Origin of the sequence: Streptomyces sp. NPDC015661, from assembly GCF_043077765.1 — a bacterium.
Classification (GTDB): domain Bacteria; phylum Actinomycetota; class Actinomycetes; order Streptomycetales; family Streptomycetaceae; genus Streptomyces.
In genome coordinates, this window is sequence record NZ_JBIBST010000006.1 from 186,057 (window position 1) to 206,389 (window position 20,333).

The 20,333-nt window shown below is 72.8% G+C and carries 13 protein-coding genes; 9 read left to right on the forward strand and 4 right to left on the reverse strand.

The window, feature by feature from the left end; genetic code table 11:
- Positions 1 to 7 precede the first annotated feature (7 nt).
- From ACF07V_RS17890 to ACF07V_RS17905, 4 genes are all read right to left on the reverse strand, one after another.
- The gene (locus ACF07V_RS17890) at positions 8 to 1,672 is read right to left on the reverse strand and encodes a VWA domain-containing protein (RefSeq protein ID WP_392155147.1); all 1,665 of its coding nucleotides are present in this window, start codon (positions 1,670 to 1,672) and stop codon (positions 8 to 10) included.
- Positions 1,669 to 3,093: a hypothetical protein gene (locus tag ACF07V_RS17895; RefSeq protein WP_392155148.1), complete on the reverse strand. Its 1,425-nt coding sequence runs from the start codon at positions 3,091 to 3,093 to the stop codon at positions 1,669 to 1,671. Before ACF07V_RS17895 ends, ACF07V_RS17890 begins: the two co-directional genes overlap by 4 nt.
- Complete coding sequence (locus tag ACF07V_RS17900; protein ID WP_392155149.1) at positions 3,063 to 3,566, reverse strand: hypothetical protein; 504 nt, start codon at positions 3,564 to 3,566, stop codon at positions 3,063 to 3,065. Before ACF07V_RS17900 ends, ACF07V_RS17895 begins: the two co-directional genes overlap by 31 nt.
- Positions 3,567 to 3,721: 155 nt before the next feature.
- Positions 3,722 to 4,855 (reverse strand): FAD-dependent monooxygenase, encoded by a 1,134-nt coding sequence (locus ACF07V_RS17905; RefSeq protein ID WP_392155150.1) that lies wholly within the window; start codon positions 4,853 to 4,855, stop codon positions 3,722 to 3,724.
- Between the two features lie 555 nt (positions 4,856 to 5,410).
- On the opposite strand from ACF07V_RS17905, the gene ACF07V_RS17910 reads away from it, so the two are divergent.
- From ACF07V_RS17910 to ACF07V_RS17950, 9 genes are all read left to right on the forward strand, one after another.
- Positions 5,411 to 6,889, forward strand: coding sequence for a sugar transferase (locus ACF07V_RS17910; protein WP_392155152.1), 1,479 nt, complete (start codon positions 5,411 to 5,413; stop codon positions 6,887 to 6,889).
- A 73-nt stretch (positions 6,890 to 6,962) separates the two neighbouring features.
- On the forward strand, positions 6,963 to 8,279 hold the full coding sequence (locus ACF07V_RS17915; RefSeq protein ID WP_392155153.1) for a nucleotide sugar dehydrogenase: 1,317 nt from the start codon (positions 6,963 to 6,965) through the stop codon (positions 8,277 to 8,279).
- Positions 8,269 to 9,534, forward strand: coding sequence for a glycosyltransferase family 4 protein (locus ACF07V_RS17920; protein ID WP_392155154.1), 1,266 nt, complete (start codon positions 8,269 to 8,271; stop codon positions 9,532 to 9,534). The genes ACF07V_RS17915 and ACF07V_RS17920 overlap by 11 nt, the downstream gene beginning before the upstream one ends.
- The gene (locus ACF07V_RS17925) at positions 9,531 to 10,898 is read left to right on the forward strand and encodes a polysaccharide biosynthesis protein (RefSeq protein ID WP_392155155.1); all 1,368 of its coding nucleotides are present in this window, start codon (positions 9,531 to 9,533) and stop codon (positions 10,896 to 10,898) included. Before ACF07V_RS17920 ends, ACF07V_RS17925 begins: the two co-directional genes overlap by 4 nt.
- Positions 10,895 to 12,415, forward strand: a complete 1,521-nt coding sequence (locus ACF07V_RS17930) for a Wzz/FepE/Etk N-terminal domain-containing protein (RefSeq protein ID WP_392155157.1) — start codon at positions 10,895 to 10,897, stop codon at positions 12,413 to 12,415. Before ACF07V_RS17925 ends, ACF07V_RS17930 begins: the two co-directional genes overlap by 4 nt.
- A gap of 3 nt (positions 12,416 to 12,418) precedes the next feature.
- Positions 12,419 to 14,353 carry an asparagine synthase (glutamine-hydrolyzing) gene (gene asnB, locus ACF07V_RS17935; protein WP_392155159.1) on the forward strand — a complete coding sequence of 645 codons (1,935 nt, stop codon included), beginning with the start codon at positions 12,419 to 12,421 and terminating at the stop codon, positions 14,351 to 14,353.
- A gap of 17 nt (positions 14,354 to 14,370) precedes the next feature.
- Positions 14,371 to 16,557, forward strand: coding sequence for a bi-domain-containing oxidoreductase (locus tag ACF07V_RS17940; RefSeq protein WP_392155160.1), 2,187 nt, complete (start codon positions 14,371 to 14,373; stop codon positions 16,555 to 16,557).
- A complete protein-coding gene (locus tag ACF07V_RS17945; RefSeq protein ID WP_392155161.1) occupies positions 16,554 to 18,512 on the forward strand; it encodes an alginate lyase family protein in 1,959 nt (652 codons plus the stop codon). Before ACF07V_RS17940 ends, ACF07V_RS17945 begins: the two co-directional genes overlap by 4 nt.
- A gap of 263 nt (positions 18,513 to 18,775) precedes the next feature.
- Entirely contained in the window at positions 18,776 to 20,332 is a 1,557-nt protein-coding gene (locus ACF07V_RS17950) for a right-handed parallel beta-helix repeat-containing protein (RefSeq protein WP_392155163.1), read from the forward strand.
- Position 20,333 lies beyond the last annotated feature (1 nt).

Genomic DNA, 20,333 nt, shown 5'->3' on the forward strand with positions numbered 1-20,333 from the left:
TTCGGTCTCAGGTGAGGAAGGTCTTGAGTTCGTGCACGAGCTTGTTGATGTGGCCGGAGATCACCGGGGTGCCGAGGGCCTTGAACCGCTCCCGGAACCAGGGGTTGACCTCCTGCCGTCCGGAGCTGGTCACCGAGCCCACGGGGATGAAGCGCACCCCGGAGCGGTGGACCTCCTCGATGCCCTCGAACAGGGGCTGTGAGCGGCCGAACTCGTAGAAGTCGGAGATCCAGACCATGACGGTGTTCTTCGGCTCGGCGATCTTCGGCCGGGCCATGGCCATCGCCACGGGCCCGTCGTTGCCGCCGCCGAGGTTGGTGCGCAGGAGGACGTCGAACGGGTCGTGGACCCAGGGCGTGAGGTCGATCGCGCGGGTGTCGTACGCGATGAGGTGGACGTCCACCTTGGGCAGCCCGGCGAAGATCGAGGCGAGGATGGTGCAGTTGACCATCGAGTCGACCATGGAACCCGACTGGTCCACGACGACGATCAGCCGCTGGGGCGTGGTCCTGCGGACGGTCTGCCGGTAGTAGAGGCGGTCGACGTAGAGCCGCTCCTCCTCGGGGCTCCAGTTGGTGAGGTTCTTCCAGATGGTGCGGTCGAGATCGAGGTTCCGGAAGACCCGCTTGGGCGGGACCGAGCGGTCGAGCTCGCCGACGGTGGCCTTCTCGACCTGGGTGCGGAGCACCTGGGCGACCTCGTCGACGTACCGCCTGATCAGCGTTTTGGCGTTGGCCAGTGCCACGCCGGAGAGGTTGCCCTTGTCGCGCAGCAGCTGCTCGATCAGGGACATGCTGGGGGTGAGCTGTGCGGCGAGGGCGGGGTCCGCGAGGACTTCGCGCAGGTGCATGCGGTGGACGAGGTCGGCCTCGATGGCGCCGAGCTCGGGTCCGAGGCCTCGGCCGCCGGTGAGGGCCAGGCCCGACGCCTTTCCGCCGCGCAGCCCGCCGGGCGGGGAGCCGAGCGCGCGCTCCAGCCATCCGGCGTCCGACTGCCAGCGGGCGAGCTGCCCGGCGGAGACGGTGCCGGAGCCGGTGGCGAAGACGTTGAGCAGCAGTTTCGACGCGAGTGCGGCGCGGCGTACCTCGGCGGCCCGGTCGCGTGCGTCGTCCGGCTCGGGCTCCGGGGTCATGAGGCCGTCGAGCTCGTCGGCGAGCTCCGGGTGGCGCTGGACGACGGAGTCCACGGAGGCGCCGTGGTCGAGCAGCGCGGACGGCAGGCCGATGTCCTCGACGACGGCGAGGCTCGCCGCTTCCAGGGCGGCCTGCTCCTCGGGGTCGAAGAGCCGGGCGAGCAGCCGCCAGTAGAGGACCTGCCGCCGGTTGTCGTGGGGGTCGGGCGCGGGCGGCGCCGGGGACGGAGTGCCGCTCGGAGCCGTGGAGCCGGCCGCGGCCTCGGGCGGGGCGGTCCGGTCGGTCGGGCAGACGGGCTCGGGCGGGGCGGTCCGCTCCGTGGGGAGGTTTGCCTCGGGCGAAGCGGTCCGCCCGGTGGGGAGGTTTACCTCGGACGAAACGGTCCGCCCGGTGGGGCAGGCGGGCTCGGGCGAGGGGGTCCGCTCGGCGGGGACGGTGGGCTCGGGCGGGGCAGTCCGCTCGGTGGGGACGGTGGCCTCGGGCGAGGGGGTCCGCTCGGTGGGGACGGTGGGCTCGGGCGGGGCGTTCTCGTCGGTCATGAGCGCAGCAGCTTTCCCGCTCGTTCGCGCAGGACGGCGACCGCGTCCGTGGCCGCCTTCTCGGCGCGGACCCCGGTCTTGTCGGTGGTGCCTCCGGCCCACGCGCCCGCGTGGACGGCGACGGTCTTCTTCCGGACGGTCGTCTCGACGGCGAGCGGCTGGACGAGGAACTCCCCGGCGTCCCAGCGGAGGAGACCCAGGCACGCGCCGGACGCGGCGACCGCCTCCGGGGTGAGGGGGCCGGCGGCCGGTCCGCGGTCGGTGTCCACGGCCAGCCGGTGGCCGGCGACCGTGAACGTCAGCGGCCCGTCGTCCTCGCGCTCCGCCGCGTACCCCTCCAGGAGGACGGGCACGGCGATCCGTACCGGGTGGCGGTCCAGGGGGGCCGTGACCGGGTCGGTCGCGGTGGCGAGGACGACCCTGGCCGTGGCGAAGGGGTCGGCGGGCGCCCCCGCGCGGGCGTGCTCGTCGTCCCAGACGAGGTCGCCCTCGGCGGTGACGGGCATGGCGTCGAGTTCCATGGTGAGGCCCTCGCTCACGGCGGCCAGGAGCGACATGCGCGGCCGGAGCAGCTGCCAGAGCCCGGCGCCGACGACGGTGTCGGGTTTCGGCGCGGACGCCGCCGCCCGGACCAGGCGCGGAGCCGAGCCGTCGGCGGGTTCGAACACGGCGTGGACCTGGGCCTGTACGGCGGTCGCGTGCTCCTGCACGTCGACGCCGAGGGGCAGCAGCCGACCGGTCGCGGTGGACCCGCCGGGTGTGCGGGCGGCGCCGGGCAGGGTGAGGAGCAGGGCGCGCGACCACAGGTCGGCCCAACGGCGCACCGGGACACGGTCCAGGGTGGCCCCGGGGCACGAGGCGGCGAGCTCGGCCGCGAAGCCGTCGAGCAGCGTGGCCTGCCGGCGGAGCGCGGGGTCGGGCAGCATCGCGGAGACCACGGGCGCGGCGCCGCCGACGAGTTCGTGGTCGATGCCCTGCCAGCCCGAGCGGGCGAGGTCGCACAGCCACGCGCGGGCGGCGGCGAGCACGTTCGCGACGGGCTCCTCCCCGCCGGCGGGCCGCGGGGGCTCCTCGGCCCTCGGGCGGCCGGTGACGTCCGCGAGGCGGGTCGTCACGGCGTCGTGGACGGAGCCCATGAGCGCGGTGCGGGCGGCGGCGAGCGCGAGGAAGTGGTCCTCCGCTGCGGAGCCGGCCATGGCCTTGTCGGCGGCCTCGGCGACGACGGAGGCGAGCGGGGTGCCGGCGAGGGCGTCCGCGAGCGCGGCGAGCCCCGCGGTCTGGGCGGGCTGCGGCCGGAGCAGGCCGGCGACGAGTGCGTCGTCGAAGGCGTCCACGGCGGCCAGGGCCTCGTCGAGTCCGTCGATCGGGTCGGCGAGCAGGTCCGTACGCATCAGGCGACCGCCCTCGTCGGCGGGAACCACTGCATCTCGGGCAGCGGCGCGGTGACCGGCTCCAGTTCGAGGTAGGCGAGGTGCCGCAGGAAGCGGCTGAACACGGGGGCGGCGGCCGAAGTGTCGCCCTGCGCGGGCCGCGTGGCGGTCATCGTGTCGACGAGGGCCTGGGCGTCGGGCTCCCGGTCGGGCGTCTCGGCCCTGAGGTAGCGGGCGACGCGCCGCGCGCCGTACTGGAGGACGGCCTCGGTGACGAGTGCGCGGATGTGGTTGCAGTAGGAGCCGCGCGCGCCGCCGCAGGGGCGGTTGTTGTTGGTGCTGCACGCGAACGCGTACGTTCCGGCAGCGATGGAGGACACGTACACGCGCCCTGTGTCGGAGCCGCTGGACACGACGCCCTGCAAGCGTCCGTCGGCCAGTTCGACGAACGGCACCTTCGCGAGTTTCCGCGGCCGCGCGGGCGGTACCACCCGTGCCGCGCTCGACCTCTCCCAGACCGGCAACGCACTTCTCCCATGCACGTCAAAGGGGATGTTCACGCCGGAGCGGCGGAACATCGACAACGTATCCCCGCCCACTGACAACGCGTTCGGACGCCGTGGGACGCAGGGGTGGGAGCGCGGGGCCGGGCCCCGGGAAAGCCCGGCCCGCGCGTGTCCTAGTAGGGCTTCACGAGCACGTGGGCGGCTCCGGGGATGCCGATCTCCAGGAGGGCGTCCTCCTCGGGGGTCGTGGGCGCGCCCATCTCCTGCCTGAGGACGGCCCGGGACATGGCCTGCACCCACAGGGCGCGGGGCCGGCGCCGGGCCTCCCAGGCCTCCAGGGCCTCGGGGACCGAGGCGGCGGTGTCGAGGGACTCGGCGAGGACGAGGGCGTCCTCGACGGCCATCGCCGCTCCCTGGGCGAGGTGCGGGGTGGAGGCGTGGGCGGCGTCGCCGGCCAGCACCACCCGGCCGACGTGCCACTGCTCCTCGACCGTCACCTGGGAGATGCGGGAGTACACGACGGCCGCCGGATCGGTGACCGCGGCGAGGGCCTCGGCGACGGGGCCGGAGAACATCGCGAGCCGCTCGGCGAGTTCCTCGTGGGCGCGGGACGGATCCGGCCGGAAGCCCTCCGCTTCGGCGAACACGGCGCCCAGATACATGAGTTCGTCCGTGAGGGGGGTGAGCAGCGCCTTCGCCTCGCGGCCGGCGGTGGCCATGACCACGCCCCGTACGTCGGGGTGGCGGGGCACGGTGACGCGCCAGTTGGCGAATCCGGTGTACGCGGGCGCGTACCGGTCGCCGTAGAGACGGGTGCGCAGCGGGGAGCCGATGCCGTCGAAGCCGACGACCAGGTCCCAGCGGTCGGTGGATCCGTCGGAGAGCGTCACGGTGACGCCCGTACCGTCGTCGTCGAGCGCGGTGACGGTCGTGGCGAAGCGGATCTTGGCGCCCGCGGCGACGGCGGCGTCGCCGAGCACCCGGGCGAGGGCGGGCCGGGGAATTCCGTTGGCGGCCGGGGCGTCTCCCATGCGCGGCTGGGGTATGCGCGCCAGCGGGTTCCCCGCGGGGTCGGCGACGGTCAGGACCTCCCAGGCGAACCCGGCCGCGAGGCAGGCGTCGAGCACCCCCAACTCCCGCATGACATGGAGGGCGTTGGAGGGCTGGATGATGCCCACGCCGAGGGCGTCGAGCTCCTCGCGGAGCTCGGCCACCTCGACCGTGTGGCCGTGCCGCGCGAGCGCGGTGGCGAGCGCGAGGCCGCCGATGCCTCCGCCGTGGATCAGGACGCGCAGGGATGTCGCCATCTCGGATGTCTCCAGAAGGTGTCGAAACAGGGTCGAGGAGTGTAACCCCCGGGTACGGAGCCCGGGTTGTCCCTCCGACCGCCCGCGACCAGGTTAAAAAACAAGCCAAGCTCGCCCCGGCCGTTCGAGCCGCGACACCCCCGGATCGCCGTCGCCTACAGCCCGGTGAACGCCCGTCACCACAGGTCACAAGGCACGCCTTCGCCGTGAAGGCTTCCGTGGGTGATGGTCCGGCGGAGGATCAACCTTCAAAGGTTCAGCACAAGTTGCCCACATCCCTCTTCTGGAGGGCTTTGATGCTCTAGATTGACCTTGCTTCACAAGCCCGGACACCAGGCGACAAATGATGATCTATCGCCTGGATGGGGTGTTCGAGTAGCGCTGCGGTACCGGTACGTCATTCGCGGGGTGGGCGAGTGACCGGGAAGAGGAACAGCGCGGGGCGGGAGGCGGGGGCCTCCCGAGGGGAGGAACAGCGCGGGAGGCGGGGGTCTCCCGGGGGGAGGAACCGTGTGGAGCCAACACGTCGAGCCCACTGGCACCCTGGGGGGGTCCGTGCAGCAGGGGGAATTGGTCAGCCCGTTTCCGTCGGCGCGCCATCGGCTGGACAGCGGGGCGATCGGCCGGACCGCGAGCGACTGGGAGCAGCGCTACCGCCGTGCCGTGATCGCCGGCGACACCGTGGCGACCGCCTTCGTCGTGGCGGCGATCGGTGGCTTCTTCGGGGCCCGGGACGCCGCCTACTGGCATGAGAGGTGGGGCACGCTCGCCCTCGGCACCGAACTCCTCGTCCTGGCCGCGCTCGCGGTGAACCGGTCGTGGGCTCCGGCGGTCCTCGGCCAGGGCGCCGAGGAGTTTCGCCGGCTCGGGCGCTCCCTGTTCACGGCGACCATCGTGATGGCGCTCGCCGGCATCGCCCTGACCTCGCACAACATCAAACTGTGGATCTTCGTCGCGATCCCCGCGATCGCGCTCACCACCATGACGACGCGGTATCTGCTGCGTCTCTGGCTGCACAATCACCGCAAGGAAGGCCGGTGCCTGCGGCCGGTGCTCGCCGCCGGGAGCCCGGCCACCGTGAGCGACCTGATCTCCCGGACCCGCAAGTTCCCGCACCTCGGCTGGCGGGTGGACGCGGTGTGCACGACGGACGGTCGCGGGGTCGACGGTGACCTGCTGGACGGAGTGCCGGTCGTCGGAGAGCTGTCGGACGTCGCCAAGCACGTCCGCCACGACGGCTACCGGGTCGTCGCGGTCACCCCGGACCCGCACTGGTCACCGGACCGGCTGCAGCGGCTGGCGTGGAACCTCGAGGGCAGCGACGCCGAGATGGTCGTGGCGCCCGTGCTGATGGAGGTGGCCGGTCCGCGGCTGCACATCGACGCGGTGCTCGGGATCCCGCTGCTGCGGGTCAGCATGCCGACCTTCACCGGCGGCCGCCGGGCGATCAAGGGGGTCGTCGACCGCGTGGGCGCGGCGATCCTGCTGATGCTGCTCGCGCCGCTGATGCTGCTCGTCGGGCTACTCGTCCTGGTGGACAGCCGGGGCGGGGCGCTCTACAGCCAGCGCAGGGTCGGCAAGGACGGCCGCGAGTTCACCATTCTCAAGTTCCGCACGATGGTCGTCGGGGCCGACCGGGCCCGTGCCGCGCTGGCCGACCGCAACGAGGGCGCCGGTCTGCTGTTCAAGCTCCGCCGGGATCCGCGGGTGACCCGGGTGGGAGCGGTGCTGCGCCGGTACTCGCTCGACGAGCTCCCGCAGCTGTTCAACGTGCTCACCGGATCGATGTCGCTCGTCGGGCCGCGGCCTCCGCTGCCGGAGGAGTGCGCGGCCTACGCCCCGGACGTCAGGCGGCGGCTGCTCGTCAAGCCCGGCCTCACCGGCCTGTGGCAGATCAGCGGACGCAGCGACCTGTCGTGGGACGAGGCGGTGCGCCTCGACCTGCGGTACGTGGAGGACTGGTCGCTCGCCCTGGACACGGTGATCCTGTGGAAGACGCTGCGTGCGGTGCTCTACGGGCAGGGGGCCTACTGATGCGCGGGGATCGTCGAGGGGCCGGCACGGGGACCGCAGGCCGGGAGGGCCTGCCTGGGGGGAGGAACGCGTCATGAGAGTCAGCGTTTTCGGGCTGGGCTACGTGGGCTGCGTGTCGGCCGCGTGCCTGGCCAGCATGGGCCACGAGGTCATCGGGGTGGACGTCAGCCAGGTGAAGGTCGACCTGGTCAACGACGGCAAGGCCCCGGTGGTGGAGGAGCGGATCGGTGAGCTCATCGCCGAGGTCGTGCGGACCGGAGCGCTGCGCGCCACCGCCGACGTCCGCGAGGCGATCGAGGGCAGCGAGGTCTCGCTGGTCTGCGTGGGCACGCCGTCGGAGCCCAACGGCAGCCTGTGCACCACCTATCTGGAGCGGGTCACCGAGGAGATCGGCGCCGCGGTGGCCGAGCGGGGCGGACGGCACACCGTCGTCTTCCGCAGCACCATGCTCCCGGGCACGTGCCTGAACCTGCTCGTGCCGATCCTGGAGAAGTACGTCGGCGGCACGGCCGGGGTGGACGTGGGGGTAGCGGTCAACCCGGAGTTCCTCCGCGAGGGCACGAGCGTGCGGGACTTCTTCGACCCGCCCAAGACCGTCATCGGCGAGCTCGACCGGGCGAGCGGCGACATGGTGGCGGCGCTGTACGAGGGACTGCCCGGCGAGGTGTTCCGGGTGCCGGTCCCGACGGCCGAGGCGATCAAGTACGCCGACAACGCGTTCCACGGCCTCAAGATCGGCTTCGCGAACGAGCTGGGCGCGGTGTGCCAGGCGCTCGGGGTGGACTCGCACCAGGTGATCGACGTCTTCCTCGCCGACCGCAAGCTGAACATCAGCCCCGCCTATCTGCGGCCCGGCTTCGCCTTCGGCGGCTCCTGCCTGCCCAAGGACCTGCGCAGCCTGGTCCACGCGGCACAGCGGGCCGACGTCTCGGTGCCGATCCTCTCCCACGTACTGCCCTCCAACGCCGACCATCTGCAGCGCGCGGTGGAACTGGTCGAGCGCACCGGGAAGCGGCGGGTGGGCCTGTTCGGGCTCTCCTTCAAGCCCGGCACCGACGACCTCCGCGAGAGCCCGCTCGTCGAGCTGGCGGAGCGGCTCTTCGGCAAGGGGTACGACCTGCGGATCTACGACCCCAACGTGAACCTCTCCCGGCTGCTCGGCGCGAACCGCGAGTACATCGAGACCCGGCTGCCGCACCTCGCGCAGCTGCTCGCCCAGTCCGTCGACGAGGTCCTCGACCATGCCGAGGTGTGCCTCGTCGGGACCAGGGATCCGGCCGTCCTCGCGGCGCTGCCGCACGGCGAGAGCCCGGTGATCGTCGACCTCATCCACCTTCCCGACGCCGAGACGCGCCGGGCCGAACCGGGGTACGTGGGCCTTGCTTGGTGAGAAGACCAGTGGCGCCGGGCCCGCCCGGCGTGCGCTGATCCTGGTGGAGAACCTGTCGGTGCCGTTCGACCGGCGTGTGTGGCAGGAGTGCACGACGCTGCGCGACGCGGGCTGGGAGGTGCACGTCATCTGCCCCCGGGGGGAGAAGCGGGACACCGAGCCGGAGGCGGTGATCGACGGGGTGCGGATCCACCGCTACCCGCTGCGCGCCGCCACCGGAGGGCCGGCCGGCTATCTGCGGGAGTACGGAACGGCGTTGTGGCACACGCTGCGGCTGGCCCGCAGGGTCGGCCCGGTCGACGTGGTGCACGCCTGCAATCCGCCGGACCTGCTGTTCCTGCCCGCCCTGTGGCTGAAGCGGCAGGGGGCCCGGTTCGTCTTCGACCAGCACGACCTGGTGCCCGAGCTGTACCTCTCCCGGTTCGACCGCGGCAAGGACCTGCTCTACCGCGGCGTGTGCGCGCTGGAACGGGCGACCTACCGGGCCGCGGACGTCGTGCTCGCCACGAACGAGAGCTACCGGGACGTCGCGGTGCACCGCGGCGGCCGGCGGCCGGAGGACGTGTTCGTGGTGCGCAGCGCACCCGACATCGACCGGTTCCATCCCGTACCGGCCGAGCCGGAGCTGAAGCGCGGCAAGCCTCATCTGCTGTGCTACCTGGGCGTCATGGGCCCGCAGGACGGCGTCGACTACGCCTTGCGGGCGCTCGCGAAGCTGCGGGACGAGCTCGGGCGGACCGACTGGCACGCGGTGTTCGTCGGCGCCGGCGACGCCTTCGACGCGATGGTCGAGCTGTCCCGGCGGCTGGGGCTCTCGGAGCAGGTGCAGTTCACCGGGCGCATACCGGACGCCGATCTGGCGCGCTATCTGTCCACCGCGGACGTGTGCCTCTCCCCCGACCCGCGCAATCCGCTCAACGACGTGTCGACCATGAACAAGGTCCTGGAATACATGGTGATGGGCCGGCCGATCGTCTCGTTCGACCTCCGGGAGGCGCGCGTCTCCGCCGGTGACGCCGCCGTGTACGCGCCCGCCAACGACGAGGCCGAGTTCGCCAGGCTCGTCGCGCTGCTCCTCGACGATCCGGAGGAGCGGGCACGGATGGGCAAGATCGGCCAGGAGCGGATCGGCGGACCGCTGGCCTGGCGGAACTCCCAGCAATCGCTGCTCGACGCCTACGCGGCTGCCTGCCGTGACCGCGCTCCGCTGCCGGCGGGGAGCCCGAACCGGGGACGGAAGAGGCCGCGTCGTTGAGCGATGACACGATACGTCTGGTCACGGTCGGGCGGATTCTCCGCCGGCGTGGGCGGTTCCTCACCATCCTGGCCATGGTGGGCGCCCTCGTCGGCTACAGCACGTCCCTGCTGCTCCCGCCGCGCTACACGACCTCGGCGTCGGTGCTGCTGCCCGGGTCGTGGGAGGAGCGTGAGCTGCTGACCCAGACGCAGGTCGCGACCAGTTCGGTGGTGGTCGACCGCGTGGCCGCCGCGCTCGGCTGGTCCGGGGTCGACGGCAAGGAACTGAAGGAACGGGTGACCGCCGAGGCCGCCGACGGGAACATCATCAAGATCTCGGGCACGGCCGAGACCCCGGAGCGCGCACAGCAGCTCTCCGACCAGGTGGCCCGGCAGTTCGTCGCCTTCGCCGCGAACATCGTGGGCGACAGCAGCGACCCCGAGACCGCGGCACGGATCGATGCCCTGCGGAAGACGGTGAACCAGACCAACCGCCGCATCACCGAGCTGGCCGACGAGGCGGGCCCGGGGCGGTCCGTGGAGAGCGTGCAGACCCGCACCGAGCTCGCGAAGCTGCGCACCTCGCTGCAGGAGGCCATCGACAAGCTGGACCAGGCCGGTCCGGCGACCAGCAAGGCCAGCATGGTCGTCATGGGATCGGCGGCCCGGCCGACCGGTGAGGCACCGCCGACGCGGACGCAGCTCGTCGTCGCCGGGGCGGCGCTGTTCTTCCTCGTCGCGTTCATCGGTCATCTGGCCGCCGCGCGGATGAGCCGCCGGCTGCGCACGGAACCGGAGATCGCCGCGGCGCTGGGCTCGGCGCTCCTCGGCACCGTCGACGTGCCCGGTGAACGGTTCTCGCACCGGCCGGAGGCCCGCGGCCCGCGGACCTGGATCCGCCGGCTCCTCGGCGTCGACGTCCGGTGGGACATACCGGCCCCGCGGACGTCCGGCGACGAGGCCAGCCGGCAGATCCGCTACCGGCGGGTGTACGCCCGCCTCCAGGACCGGATTCCGGCGCCCGGGCGGCTCCTCGTCGTCGTCCCGGACGGTGACGGGATCGCCCTCCGGGCAGCCGAGCAGCTCGTCGCCGAGGCCGAGGGCGACCTGGTGCTGCGGGTGGTGGGCGTTTCGGTGTCCCGGCCGATGGTGCCGGACCGGGACAAGGAGTCCGGAGCCCTGGTCGTGCTCAGCACGGGCAGCTGGACCGCGGGCGAGCTCGCGGGCGTCGCCGAGGCGTGTGCCGACGCCCGGCACGAGCTCGTCGGCGCCGTCCTCGCCGGCCCGGTCCGGGTCCCTTCGACACGGTCGGCCGGCCGTACCCGGCACGCCGGCACGCCGGCCTTCGTGATGGCCAACGACACGACGGAAGGTTCAGGGTGACGACGAGTACGACTTCGGAGTCGTCGGCCGCCGCTCCACTGCTCGATCTGCACGTGCTGGTGGTGGCGGTCCGCAGACGGCGCCGTCTCTGGGGCTCCCTGGCGCTGATCGGACTGCTCCTCGGGGCCGCGCTGGCGATCCTGCTGCCGCCGCCGCCGACCGCGGTGGTCAAGCTGCTGGTCGCGCACCGGGAGGACCAGCCGAACGACCCCGGCACGCTCATCCGTACCGACGTCGAGCTGCTGCGCACCACGCGGATCGCCGGCCAGGCCTTGCGGTCCCTCAAGTCCCCGGTGAAGCCCGAGGACTTCATGAAGGACTACGAGGGGGCCGGCCTGACCAACAACGTGCTGCAGATCAGTGCGACCGGTGACGACGACGCCGAGGCGGTGGCCCGCGCCGGGGCGCTGGCCGACGCGTTCATCGCGGACCATCTGAACCGGATCCAGGGGGCCGCGGACGCCGAGGCCAAGGCCCTGCTCGACCAGCGTGACCGCATGCGCGAAGAACTCGCGCAGGTCAACAAGTCGATCGCGGACGGATCGTCGGAGAGCGGACCCAAGACCTCGGCGGACTCGGAGTCGCTCTACGCCCGCAGGGCCGAGCTCACCTCGCGGATCGCCGACTTCGACCAGCGCGCCGCGGAGGCACGGATCGGCACGCCCCACCTCATCGCCGGTACGCAGATCGTGGACGCCCCGCGCGCGGTGCGGCACTCCCTGCTGAAGACCGCCGCCGTGAACGCCGCGATCGGGCTGGCCCTCGGGCTCGCGCTCGGGCTCGCGGTGGCCGCGGTCGGCTCGGTGGTGGCCGACCGGCCCGTGCTGCGCCGCGACATCGCGGCGAACCTCGGCGCCTCGGTCGTCGCGGAGCTGCCCCGCCGGCCCTCGCGGCTGTGGGGGCGCCGCCGGATCCTGGCGGCACGGGAGAGGCTCACCACCTCGCTGGCCCGCACCCTGCGCGGTTCGGCCGAACCGATGTCGCTGCTCGAACTGGGCTGCGCGCGGAGTACGAGCGACATCGCCCTCGATCTCGGCCGCGCGCTGACGGCGGACGGGCCCATGGTCCTCGTCGACGGCCTGCCCGGCACGGAGCTCGCCGGCCACCGGCCGGAGCCGGGAGACCCCGTCGTCGTCAGCAGCGGGCGCGCCGCGGCCGGTTCGCACCAGGAGCGCAGGCTCGGCGTCGGCTCGGTGGCGCCCGGCACGGCGTGGACCGACCTCCGGCACCTCGGCACCCGGACGGTGCTCGTCGTGCGCGCCGGGCACGGCAGCGCCGCCTGGCTGCACACCGTGGCCCGGCAGCTCGCGGAGCAGCGGATCGCGGTCATCGGTGTGGTGCTGATCGATCCCGACGCGCGTGACCGGACCGACGGCACGCTGTGGGACGGGCCGCAGACCGCGCTGCGCGGACAGGGCGAGCCGCAGGCCCGGCCGAGCGGAGCGGGCCGGTGGCGGACGGAGCGGGTGCCGATGTGGGCCGCACGGGTCCCGGACAACGACCAGGAGGTGCGGTAGCTCATGTGTGGCATCGCAGGCAGTTACCGATGGCCGGACGGCAAGGCCGTGACCGACCGGCTCACCGACACCCTGGCCCACCGCGGCCCGGACGGCGCGGGCCGGTACAGCCACTCCGTCGGCGACGGCGAAGTGCACCTCGGGCACCGGCGGTTGGCGATCGTCGACCTGTCCGAGACCGGCGCCCAGCCGATGGTGTCGGGCGGCCTCGTCCTCACGTACAACGGCGAGCTGTACAACGCGCCCGAGCTGCGTGCCGAACTGGCCGCCGCCGGGGTGCGGTTCCGCGGTACGTCGGACACCGAGGTGCTCCTGGAGGCCTGGCGGCGCTGGGGCACGGACTGCCTGCCCCGGCTGCGCGGCATGTTCGCGTTCGGGGTGTTCGACGAGCGGACCGGTGAGCTGGTGCTCGCCCGCGACCAGCTCGGCATCAAGCCGCTGTTCCTGCTGCGGCGCGGCGAGGGCCTGGTGTTCGCCTCCGAGCTGAAGGCGCTCGCCGCCGCCACCGGCGGATCGCTCGAGGTCGACCACGCGGCCCTGGTGGCCTCGCTCCTCTACTACTGGGTGCCGGACTCGCGGTGCGCGTTCCGCGAGGCGGAGAAGCTGCCGCCGGGGAGCTGGCTCCGATTGCGGCCCGACGGCCGGGTGGACCGCGGCCGGTTCTGGAACCTGAAGGACGTCGCCGCGGAGGGCCAGGAGCGGGCCCGGGCCGGCGAGCTGCCGGATGTCGCCGCCGCCGTCGAGGAGTCGACCCGGCGCCATCTGCTCTCCGACGTCCCGGTGGCGACCTTCCTCTCCGGCGGTCTCGACTCCAGCTATCTGACCGCGCTGGCCGCCCGCGACCAACCGGGCATCTCCGCCTACACGATCGGGTTCCGCGCCGAGGACGCCCGGTTCGAGGCGATGCCGGACGACCTGCGCTATGCCCGTCAGGTGGCGGAGCGGTTCGGCGTCGACCTGCACGAGATCGAGATCGCTCCGAACGTGCTCGACCTGCTGCCGCAGATGACGTACCACCTGGACGAGCCGATCGGCGACCCCGCGGCGATCAACACGTTCCTGATCTGCTCGGCCGCCCGGGAGGCCGGGGTCAAGGTGATGCTCTCGGGAATGGGCGCCGACGAGCTCTTCGCCGGCTACCGCAAGCACCTGGCCAACCTGATCGCGCTGCGCTACCAGCGCGTCCCGCGGCAGCTGCGGCGCGGCCTGACCGGCGCCGTGGACCGGCTGCCGGTCGCCACGGCCCGCCGGGGCTACCGGTCGGTGCGCTTCGCGAAGCGGTTCCTCTCCTTCGCCGACCTGCCGGAGGAGACCGCGTTCCGGCGCAGCTACACGATGTACGACCAGGAGGAGCTGCTCTCCCTGGTCGATCCGGACCTGGCCGGGACGGTCGACGACGTGCTGACCGAGCACGCGGACGTCTACGAGGACAACGACCTCGACGACTTCGTCAACCGCATGTGCCTGGGCGACGCCCGGATGTTCCTGCCGGGCCTGAACCTCGCCTACACGGACCGGTCGAGCATGGCCGCGTCGACCGAGGTGCGGGTGCCGTACGTGGACGTCGAGGTGGTGAAGGCGGCGTTCGCCGTGCCCGGGGACCGCAAGATCGTCGGCCGGCAGGGCAAGGCCGTCCTCAAGGAGGCCGCCACCTCGATCCTGCCCCGGGAGATCGTGTACCGGCCGAAGGGCCTGTTCAGCGCCCCCCTGCGGGCCTGGATGAGCCGGGACCTGGCGCCGCTGGTGCGCGAGGTGGTGAACGACGGCGTGCTCGTGAACTCCGGCTTCCTGCGCCGGGACGCGCTGGCGCGCATGGTCGCCGAGGACGCCGCCGGACAGCGGGACTTCTCCAAGCATCTGTGGCATGTGCTGACCCTCGAGTACTGGTATCGCGGCATGGCCTCCGGGGCCGGCACGGACGCTCGCCGGACGGCGTAGAAACAAGGGGACTTCTGGTGAAACAGGTTGTGCAGAACTACAAGAGCGGCGAGCTGGCGGTTCTCGACGTGCCGGTGCCGGGGTGCAAGCCGGGCGGTGTGCTGGTCCGCACCGCCTACTCGCTGATATCCACCGGGACCGAGCTCATGAAGGTCTCCGAGGCCGGGATGTCGATGCTGGGCAAGGCCCGCTCGCGTCCGGACCAGGTGGCCAAGGTCATGCAGAGCGTCGCCACCAACGGGGTGCCCGCCACCTACCGCAAGGTGATGGGCAAGCTCGACTCGTACACGCCCCTCGGCTACTCGCTCTGCGGGGTGGTCGAGCAGGTCGGCGCCGGGGTCGACGACGTGAAGGTCGGCGACCTGGTGGCCTGCGCCGGCAACGAGCACGCGCTGCACGCCGAGCTGAACTGGGTGCCGAAGAACCTCTACACCCCGCTGCCGGACGGCCTCGCGCCCCGGCACGCGGCCTTCGGCACCGTCGGCTCGATCGCGCTGCAGGGCGTCCGCCAGGGCGAGCCGCAGCTCGGCGAGGTGGCCCTCGTCATCGGCCTCGGTCTCATCGGGCAGCTGGTGGTGCAGCTCCTCACCGCTTCCGGCGTCCGCGTCGTCGGGGCCGACCCCGACCCGGCGCGCTGTGAGCTCGCCGAGCGTCTGGGCGCCGCGGCCTGCGGCGATCCCGCGTCGCCGGCCGTGGCGGCCGCCGTCGTCGAGCTCACCGGCGGTCACGGCGTGGACCAGGTCTATCTGGCGGCCGGCGGGGGCAGCAACCAGCCAGTGGAACTGGCCGCCCATCTGAGCCGGGACCGCGGCCGGGTCGTCGACATCGGCAAGTGCCGTCTCGACCTGCCGTGGAACGCGTACTACGAGAAGGAACTCGACGTCCGGTTCTCCCGCTCGTACGGTCCCGGCCGCTACGACCCGGAGTACGAGCTGGAGGGGCGGGACTACCCGATCGGCTACGTGCGCTGGACCGAGCGCCGCAACCTGGCGTGCTTCCTCGACCTCCTCGCCCGCGGCAGCGTCGACGTGGAGCCCCTGATCTCCCACATCGCCGACTTCGACGACGCCGTCAAGACGTACCAGAGCCTGAAGGACGGCGAACTGAAGGCCGTCGCCGTGCTGTTCCGGTACCCCGATCACGAGGTGGCCGGGGAAGCGGAGGCCCCGTCGGTGGCCGTGCCCGAGGTGCGGCGCGGCGACGCGGCGCCCGCCCGGGCCCGGTACGCCAAGTCGCCGGTGCGCCTCGCGTTCGTCGGGGCGGGCAACTACGCGACGTCGATGCTGCTTCCGCACCTGGTGGGGCGCGACGGCGTCGAGCTGTCCACGGTCGTCACGACGACGGCGCTGTCCGCGGCCAACGCGCAGCGGAAGTTCGGCTTCGCCGCGGCGACCACCGATCTCGACACCGTGCTCGGCGACCCGTCGATCGACGCGGTGTTCGTGGTCACCCGGCACAGCTCGCACGCCGCGCTGACGAAGAAGGCGCTGTTCGCCGGCAAGGCGGTGTTCGTGGAGAAGCCGCTGGCGCTGGGCGAGGAGGAGCTGGCCGGGGTGCTCGCCGCGGTGGAGGAGTCCGGCAACGACCGGCTGCAGGTGGGCTTCAACCGCCGGTTCGCGCCGCTGCTGCAGGAGGCCAGGAAGCGGTTCGGCGTCCGGACGGGTCCGGCGAGCCTCCGCTACCTGGTCAACGCGGGCCGGCTCCAGCACGGCAGCTGGTACCTCCAGCAGGGCACCGAGGGCTCGCGGTTCGCCGGCGAGGGCGGGCACTTCATCGACACGGCGAGCTGGCTCCTCGGGGCCGATCCGGTCTCGGTGTACGCGACCGCCGCACCCGGCAACGAGGACCTGCAGGTCGTCCTGCGCTACCCGGACGGGTCCACCGCCACCATCAGCTACGTCACCAACGGCGCGCCCGGCTTCCCCAAGGAGACGCTGGACCTCGTCGCGGACGGCAAGGTGCTGCGGCTCGACGACTTCGTCCGGGCCTCGGTGCACGGGCCTGAGAAGTGGGTCAGTTCGCGGCTGCCGAAGGCCCGGGACAAGGGCCAGAACGCCGAACTGGCGGCGTTCGTCCGGGCCGTGCGGACCGGCGGGCCGATGCCGGTGCCCCTGGAGTCGCTGGTCGCCACCACGGCGGCCACCCTCGCCGTACAGGCCGGCCTGGCCGCCGGTGCGCCGGTGACGCTGGCGGGGGCGCGATGACAGTGAACTCGGGGAGTCCGAGCTGGTACCTGCGGCGGCTCTCCCGGATGGGACCGCGGGAGGTCGGCGGCCGGGTGGGCGACACGCTGCGCAGGCGCCGCTGGCGGTCGGCACGCCCGCAGTCCCCGGCCGTGACCGGCGCCCGGTTCACCGCGGTGCTGCCCCGGGGGACGCTCGAAGCGGTGGCGCCGGACGCGGCGAAGCGTCTCGTCGCCGAGGCGGACCGGCTGATGGCCGGGCACGCCGAGTACTTCGGGGTCGCGCGCGACGACATGGTCGATCCGGACTGGTTCCTCGACCCGAAGACCGGGCGCAGGGCGCCGTCGGGGTACGCCTTCGACGTGCCGTACCGGGACGAGGACGCGGCCGGGGACATCAAACAGATCTGGGAGCCGTCCCGGCACCAGTACCTCACCGTGCTCGCCGCCGCCTACGCGGTCACCGGGGACGAGCGGTACGCCGAGCGGGTGGCAGCGCACCTGCGGTCGTGGTGGGCGGCCAACCCGCCGCTGCGCGGCGTGCACTGGATCAGCGGCATCGAGCTGGGGATCCGGCTGCTGTCCTGGGTGTGGATCCGGCGGCTGCTGGACGGCTGGCCGGGCGCGGCCGGTCTCTTCGAGGGCAACCCGGTGGCGGTGAGCCAGATCTGGCACCACCAGCGCTGGCTCGCCGCGTTCCCCAGCCGGGGTTCCTCGGCGAACAACCACGTCGTCGCCGAGGCCGCCGGGCAGTTCGCCGCGGCCTGCGCGTTCGGGTGGTTCCCCTCCTCCGCGGGCTGGCGGGCCGACGCGCTGCGGTCGCTCGAACGGCACCTGCGCAGCAACACCTTCCTCTCCGGTCTCAACCGTGAGCTGGCCACCGAGTACCACGGCCTGGTCCTGGAGCTCGGTCTTGCCGCGGTGGCGGAGGCGGATGCCGCCGGTGTGCCGGTCCCCGCGACGGTCCGGCTGGTGCTGCTACGGATGACCGACGCGCTCGCCGCCGTCGTGGACAACCGCCTGCGGCCGCCGCGCCAGGGGGACGCGGACGACGGGCACGGTCTGATCGTGGACGGCCCGGACACCGGCCGCTGGGCCTCGCTGCTCGCCACCGGGGACGCCGTGTTCGGCCGGCTCGACTGGTGGCCGGAGGTGACCGGCACCGATGTGCGCACCCCGCTCCTGGCCGCGCTCGTCCGGCCGTACGCGAAGAACGGAACCGTGACCCGTCCGCGGCGCAGGCCGGCCCACTTCGCCGACGCGGGCATGACCGTCCTGCGCGGTCCCGGTGAGATCTGGGTCCGTTGCGACGGGGGTCCGCACGGGTTCCTGTCCATCGCCGCGCACGCCCACGCGGACGCGCTGTCCGTGGAGGTCCGGCACGACGGGGTCGATGTGCTCGCCGACCCGGGGACGTTCTGCTACCACGGGCAGCCCGAGTGGCGGGAGTACTTCCGGTCGACCCTCGGCCACAACACCCTCCAATGGAATTGCGCCGACCAGTCCGTCTCCGGCGGCCCGTTCCTGTGGACCCGGCATGCCCGCACCCGTGTCCTGGTCGCGGACACGGCCGGCGCGGGGGTTTCACGCTGGTCGGCCGAGCACGACGGCTACGGGCCCGCCGTGCACCGCCGCCGGGTGGAGCTGACGGCCGCGAGCCGGGAGCTGCGCGTGCTCGACGAGGTCCGCGGCGGGAGCGGGCCCGTGCGTCTGGCGTTCCACCTCGGCCCGGCGATCGTCGCGGACCTGGTGGGCAACCGGGCGGTGCTCACCTGGACCGTGGAGGGCGAGGACCGCTCCGCGGTGCTCGACCTGCCCGCGCAGCTGTCCTGGCGGGCGCATCGCGGCGAGACCGAACCGCCGCTGGGCTGGTACTCCCCCGGCTTCGGCCGCAAGGAACCCGCCACGACGCTCGTCGGCACGGGTTTCGCCGAGGGCATGCAGGAGTTCACGTCCGTGCTCGGGTTCAGCGGATAGGGGGTGTGGTGAAAGTCCTGTGCGGTGCCCGCGGTGTCCGGTGCGCGTCCTCGGCGTGCCGGACGAAGGCCCTCGATGGGGGTCCCCCCGCTCGAGCGAAGCCGAGAGTGGGGGAGGAGCTGCTTGGGTCTTTGACCGGTGCGGCGAGGGCGCGTGCCGGGCGCCGTGCGTGCCGTGCGTGCCGTGCGTGCCGTGCGTGCCGTGCGTGCCGTGCGTGCCGTGCGTGCCGTGCGGGACTCTCACAACACCCCCTGGGGGGAGGCTTGGTGTTCGAGAGGCGGCGCTGGGCGTTGCCGGTGGCGGCGCTCGCGCTGGTCCTGTCGGCGGTGACCGGCTGCACGAGTGCGCCGGACGCCCCGGCGAAGCCGGGGGGTGCGGGGTCCGCGTCCGGTACGCCCTCCGGGTCCGGAGCGCCCGCCGCGTCCTTGGCCCGGGTCTGCGACCGGCCCGCGGCCGGGCCGGCGCAGGCGCCGCCGGGTGCGGTGACGGTCGATCCCTCGGTCGTCGGCGACCTGGACGCGAAGACCGACGACAACCCCCCGAACACCACGTTCTGGCTTCTGCCGGGAACGCACAGGTTCACCTCGGACCCCTACGCCCAGGTCATGGCCAAGCAGGGGAACCGCTACCTCGGCGCGCCCGGCGCGGTGCTGGACGGCCGGAAGACCAACCACTACGCCTTCGGCGGTACCGCCCGGGACGTCACCATCAGCCATCTGACCGTGCAGGGGTTCGTCGCGCCGCAGGACGAGGGCGTGGTGAACCACGACATGGCCGACGGGTGGGTGATCGAGTACGCGACGATCCAGCACAACTCCGGCGCCGGGCTGATGGCCGGTGCCCGCCAGCAGCTCCGTGCCAGTTGCGTGCGCGGCAACGGCCAGTACGGCATGAACGGCTACAAGACCGGTGACACCATCCGCGGCCTGGTGGTCGAGGGCAACGAGATCGTGGGCAACAACACCGACGACTGGGAGCGGCGGCAGCCCGGTTGCGGCTGCAGCGGGGGCATCAAGTTCTGGGCGATCGACGGCGCCGACGTCCGCGGGAACTGGGTGCACGACAACCGCGGGGCCGGCCTGTGGGCGGACACGAACAACAACGACTTCCTCTTCGAGGGCAATGTCCTCGAAGACAACGACGGTGCCGCGCTGATGTACGAGACCAGCTACAACGCGGTCATCCGGAACAACACGATCCGGCGGAACAACTGGGTCGAGGGCCGCAAGGAGGCCGAGGGCGGCGACGACTTCCCGTACGCGACCGTCTACATCTCCGAGGCCGGCGGCGAACCACGGGTCCGGGCCCGCACGGACAGGATCGAGATCTACGGGAACGTGCTGGAGAACAACTGGAACGGCATCACCCTGTGGGAGAACGCCGACCGGTTCTGCAACAGCCCGGCCAACACCTCGACCGATTACTGCACGTTGCTTGTGAAGGAGACGGCCCGCTGCGCACCGCCGGGGATCGCCGGCGCGCCGCTGTACGACGACTGCCGCTGGAAGACGCAGCGGGTGGAGATCCACGACAACCGCTTCGTGCTCGACCCGTCCGTCGTCCGGTGCACGGAGGAGTGCGGCCGCATGGCGGTGCTCGCCAACTACGGCACCTCGCCGGACTGGTCGCCGTTCCTGGGCGAGTCGGTCGCCGAGGCGATCACGCTCCGGCAGCACAACCGCTGGTACGACAACGCCTACCGGGGACCGTGGAGCTTCGTCGTCCACGACACGAGCCGGAAGCTCGGCTCCGGGCAGTGGCGGGGCGCGCCGTACGGGCAGGACGCGGGCAGCACCTTCGACGCGCAGGCCGGTGGTTGAC

What these genes read in the sequence shown, in the direction of transcription:
- ACF07V_RS17890 (WP_392155147.1), bottom strand. Translation starts at nt 1,672, where the DNA reads ATGACCGACGAGAACGCCCCGCCCGAGCCCACCGTCCCCACCGAGCGG.
- ACF07V_RS17905 (WP_392155150.1), bottom strand. Translation starts at nt 4,855, where the DNA reads ATGGCGACATCCCTGCGCGTCCTGATCCACGGCGGAGGCATCGGCGGC.
- ACF07V_RS17915 (WP_392155153.1), top strand. Translation starts at nt 6,963, where the DNA reads ATGAGAGTCAGCGTTTTCGGGCTGGGCTACGTGGGCTGCGTGTCGGCC.
- asnB (WP_392155159.1), top strand. Translation starts at nt 12,419, where the DNA reads ATGTGTGGCATCGCAGGCAGTTACCGATGGCCGGACGGCAAGGCCGTG.
- ACF07V_RS17945 (WP_392155161.1), top strand. Translation starts at nt 16,554, where the DNA reads ATGACAGTGAACTCGGGGAGTCCGAGCTGGTACCTGCGGCGGCTCTCC.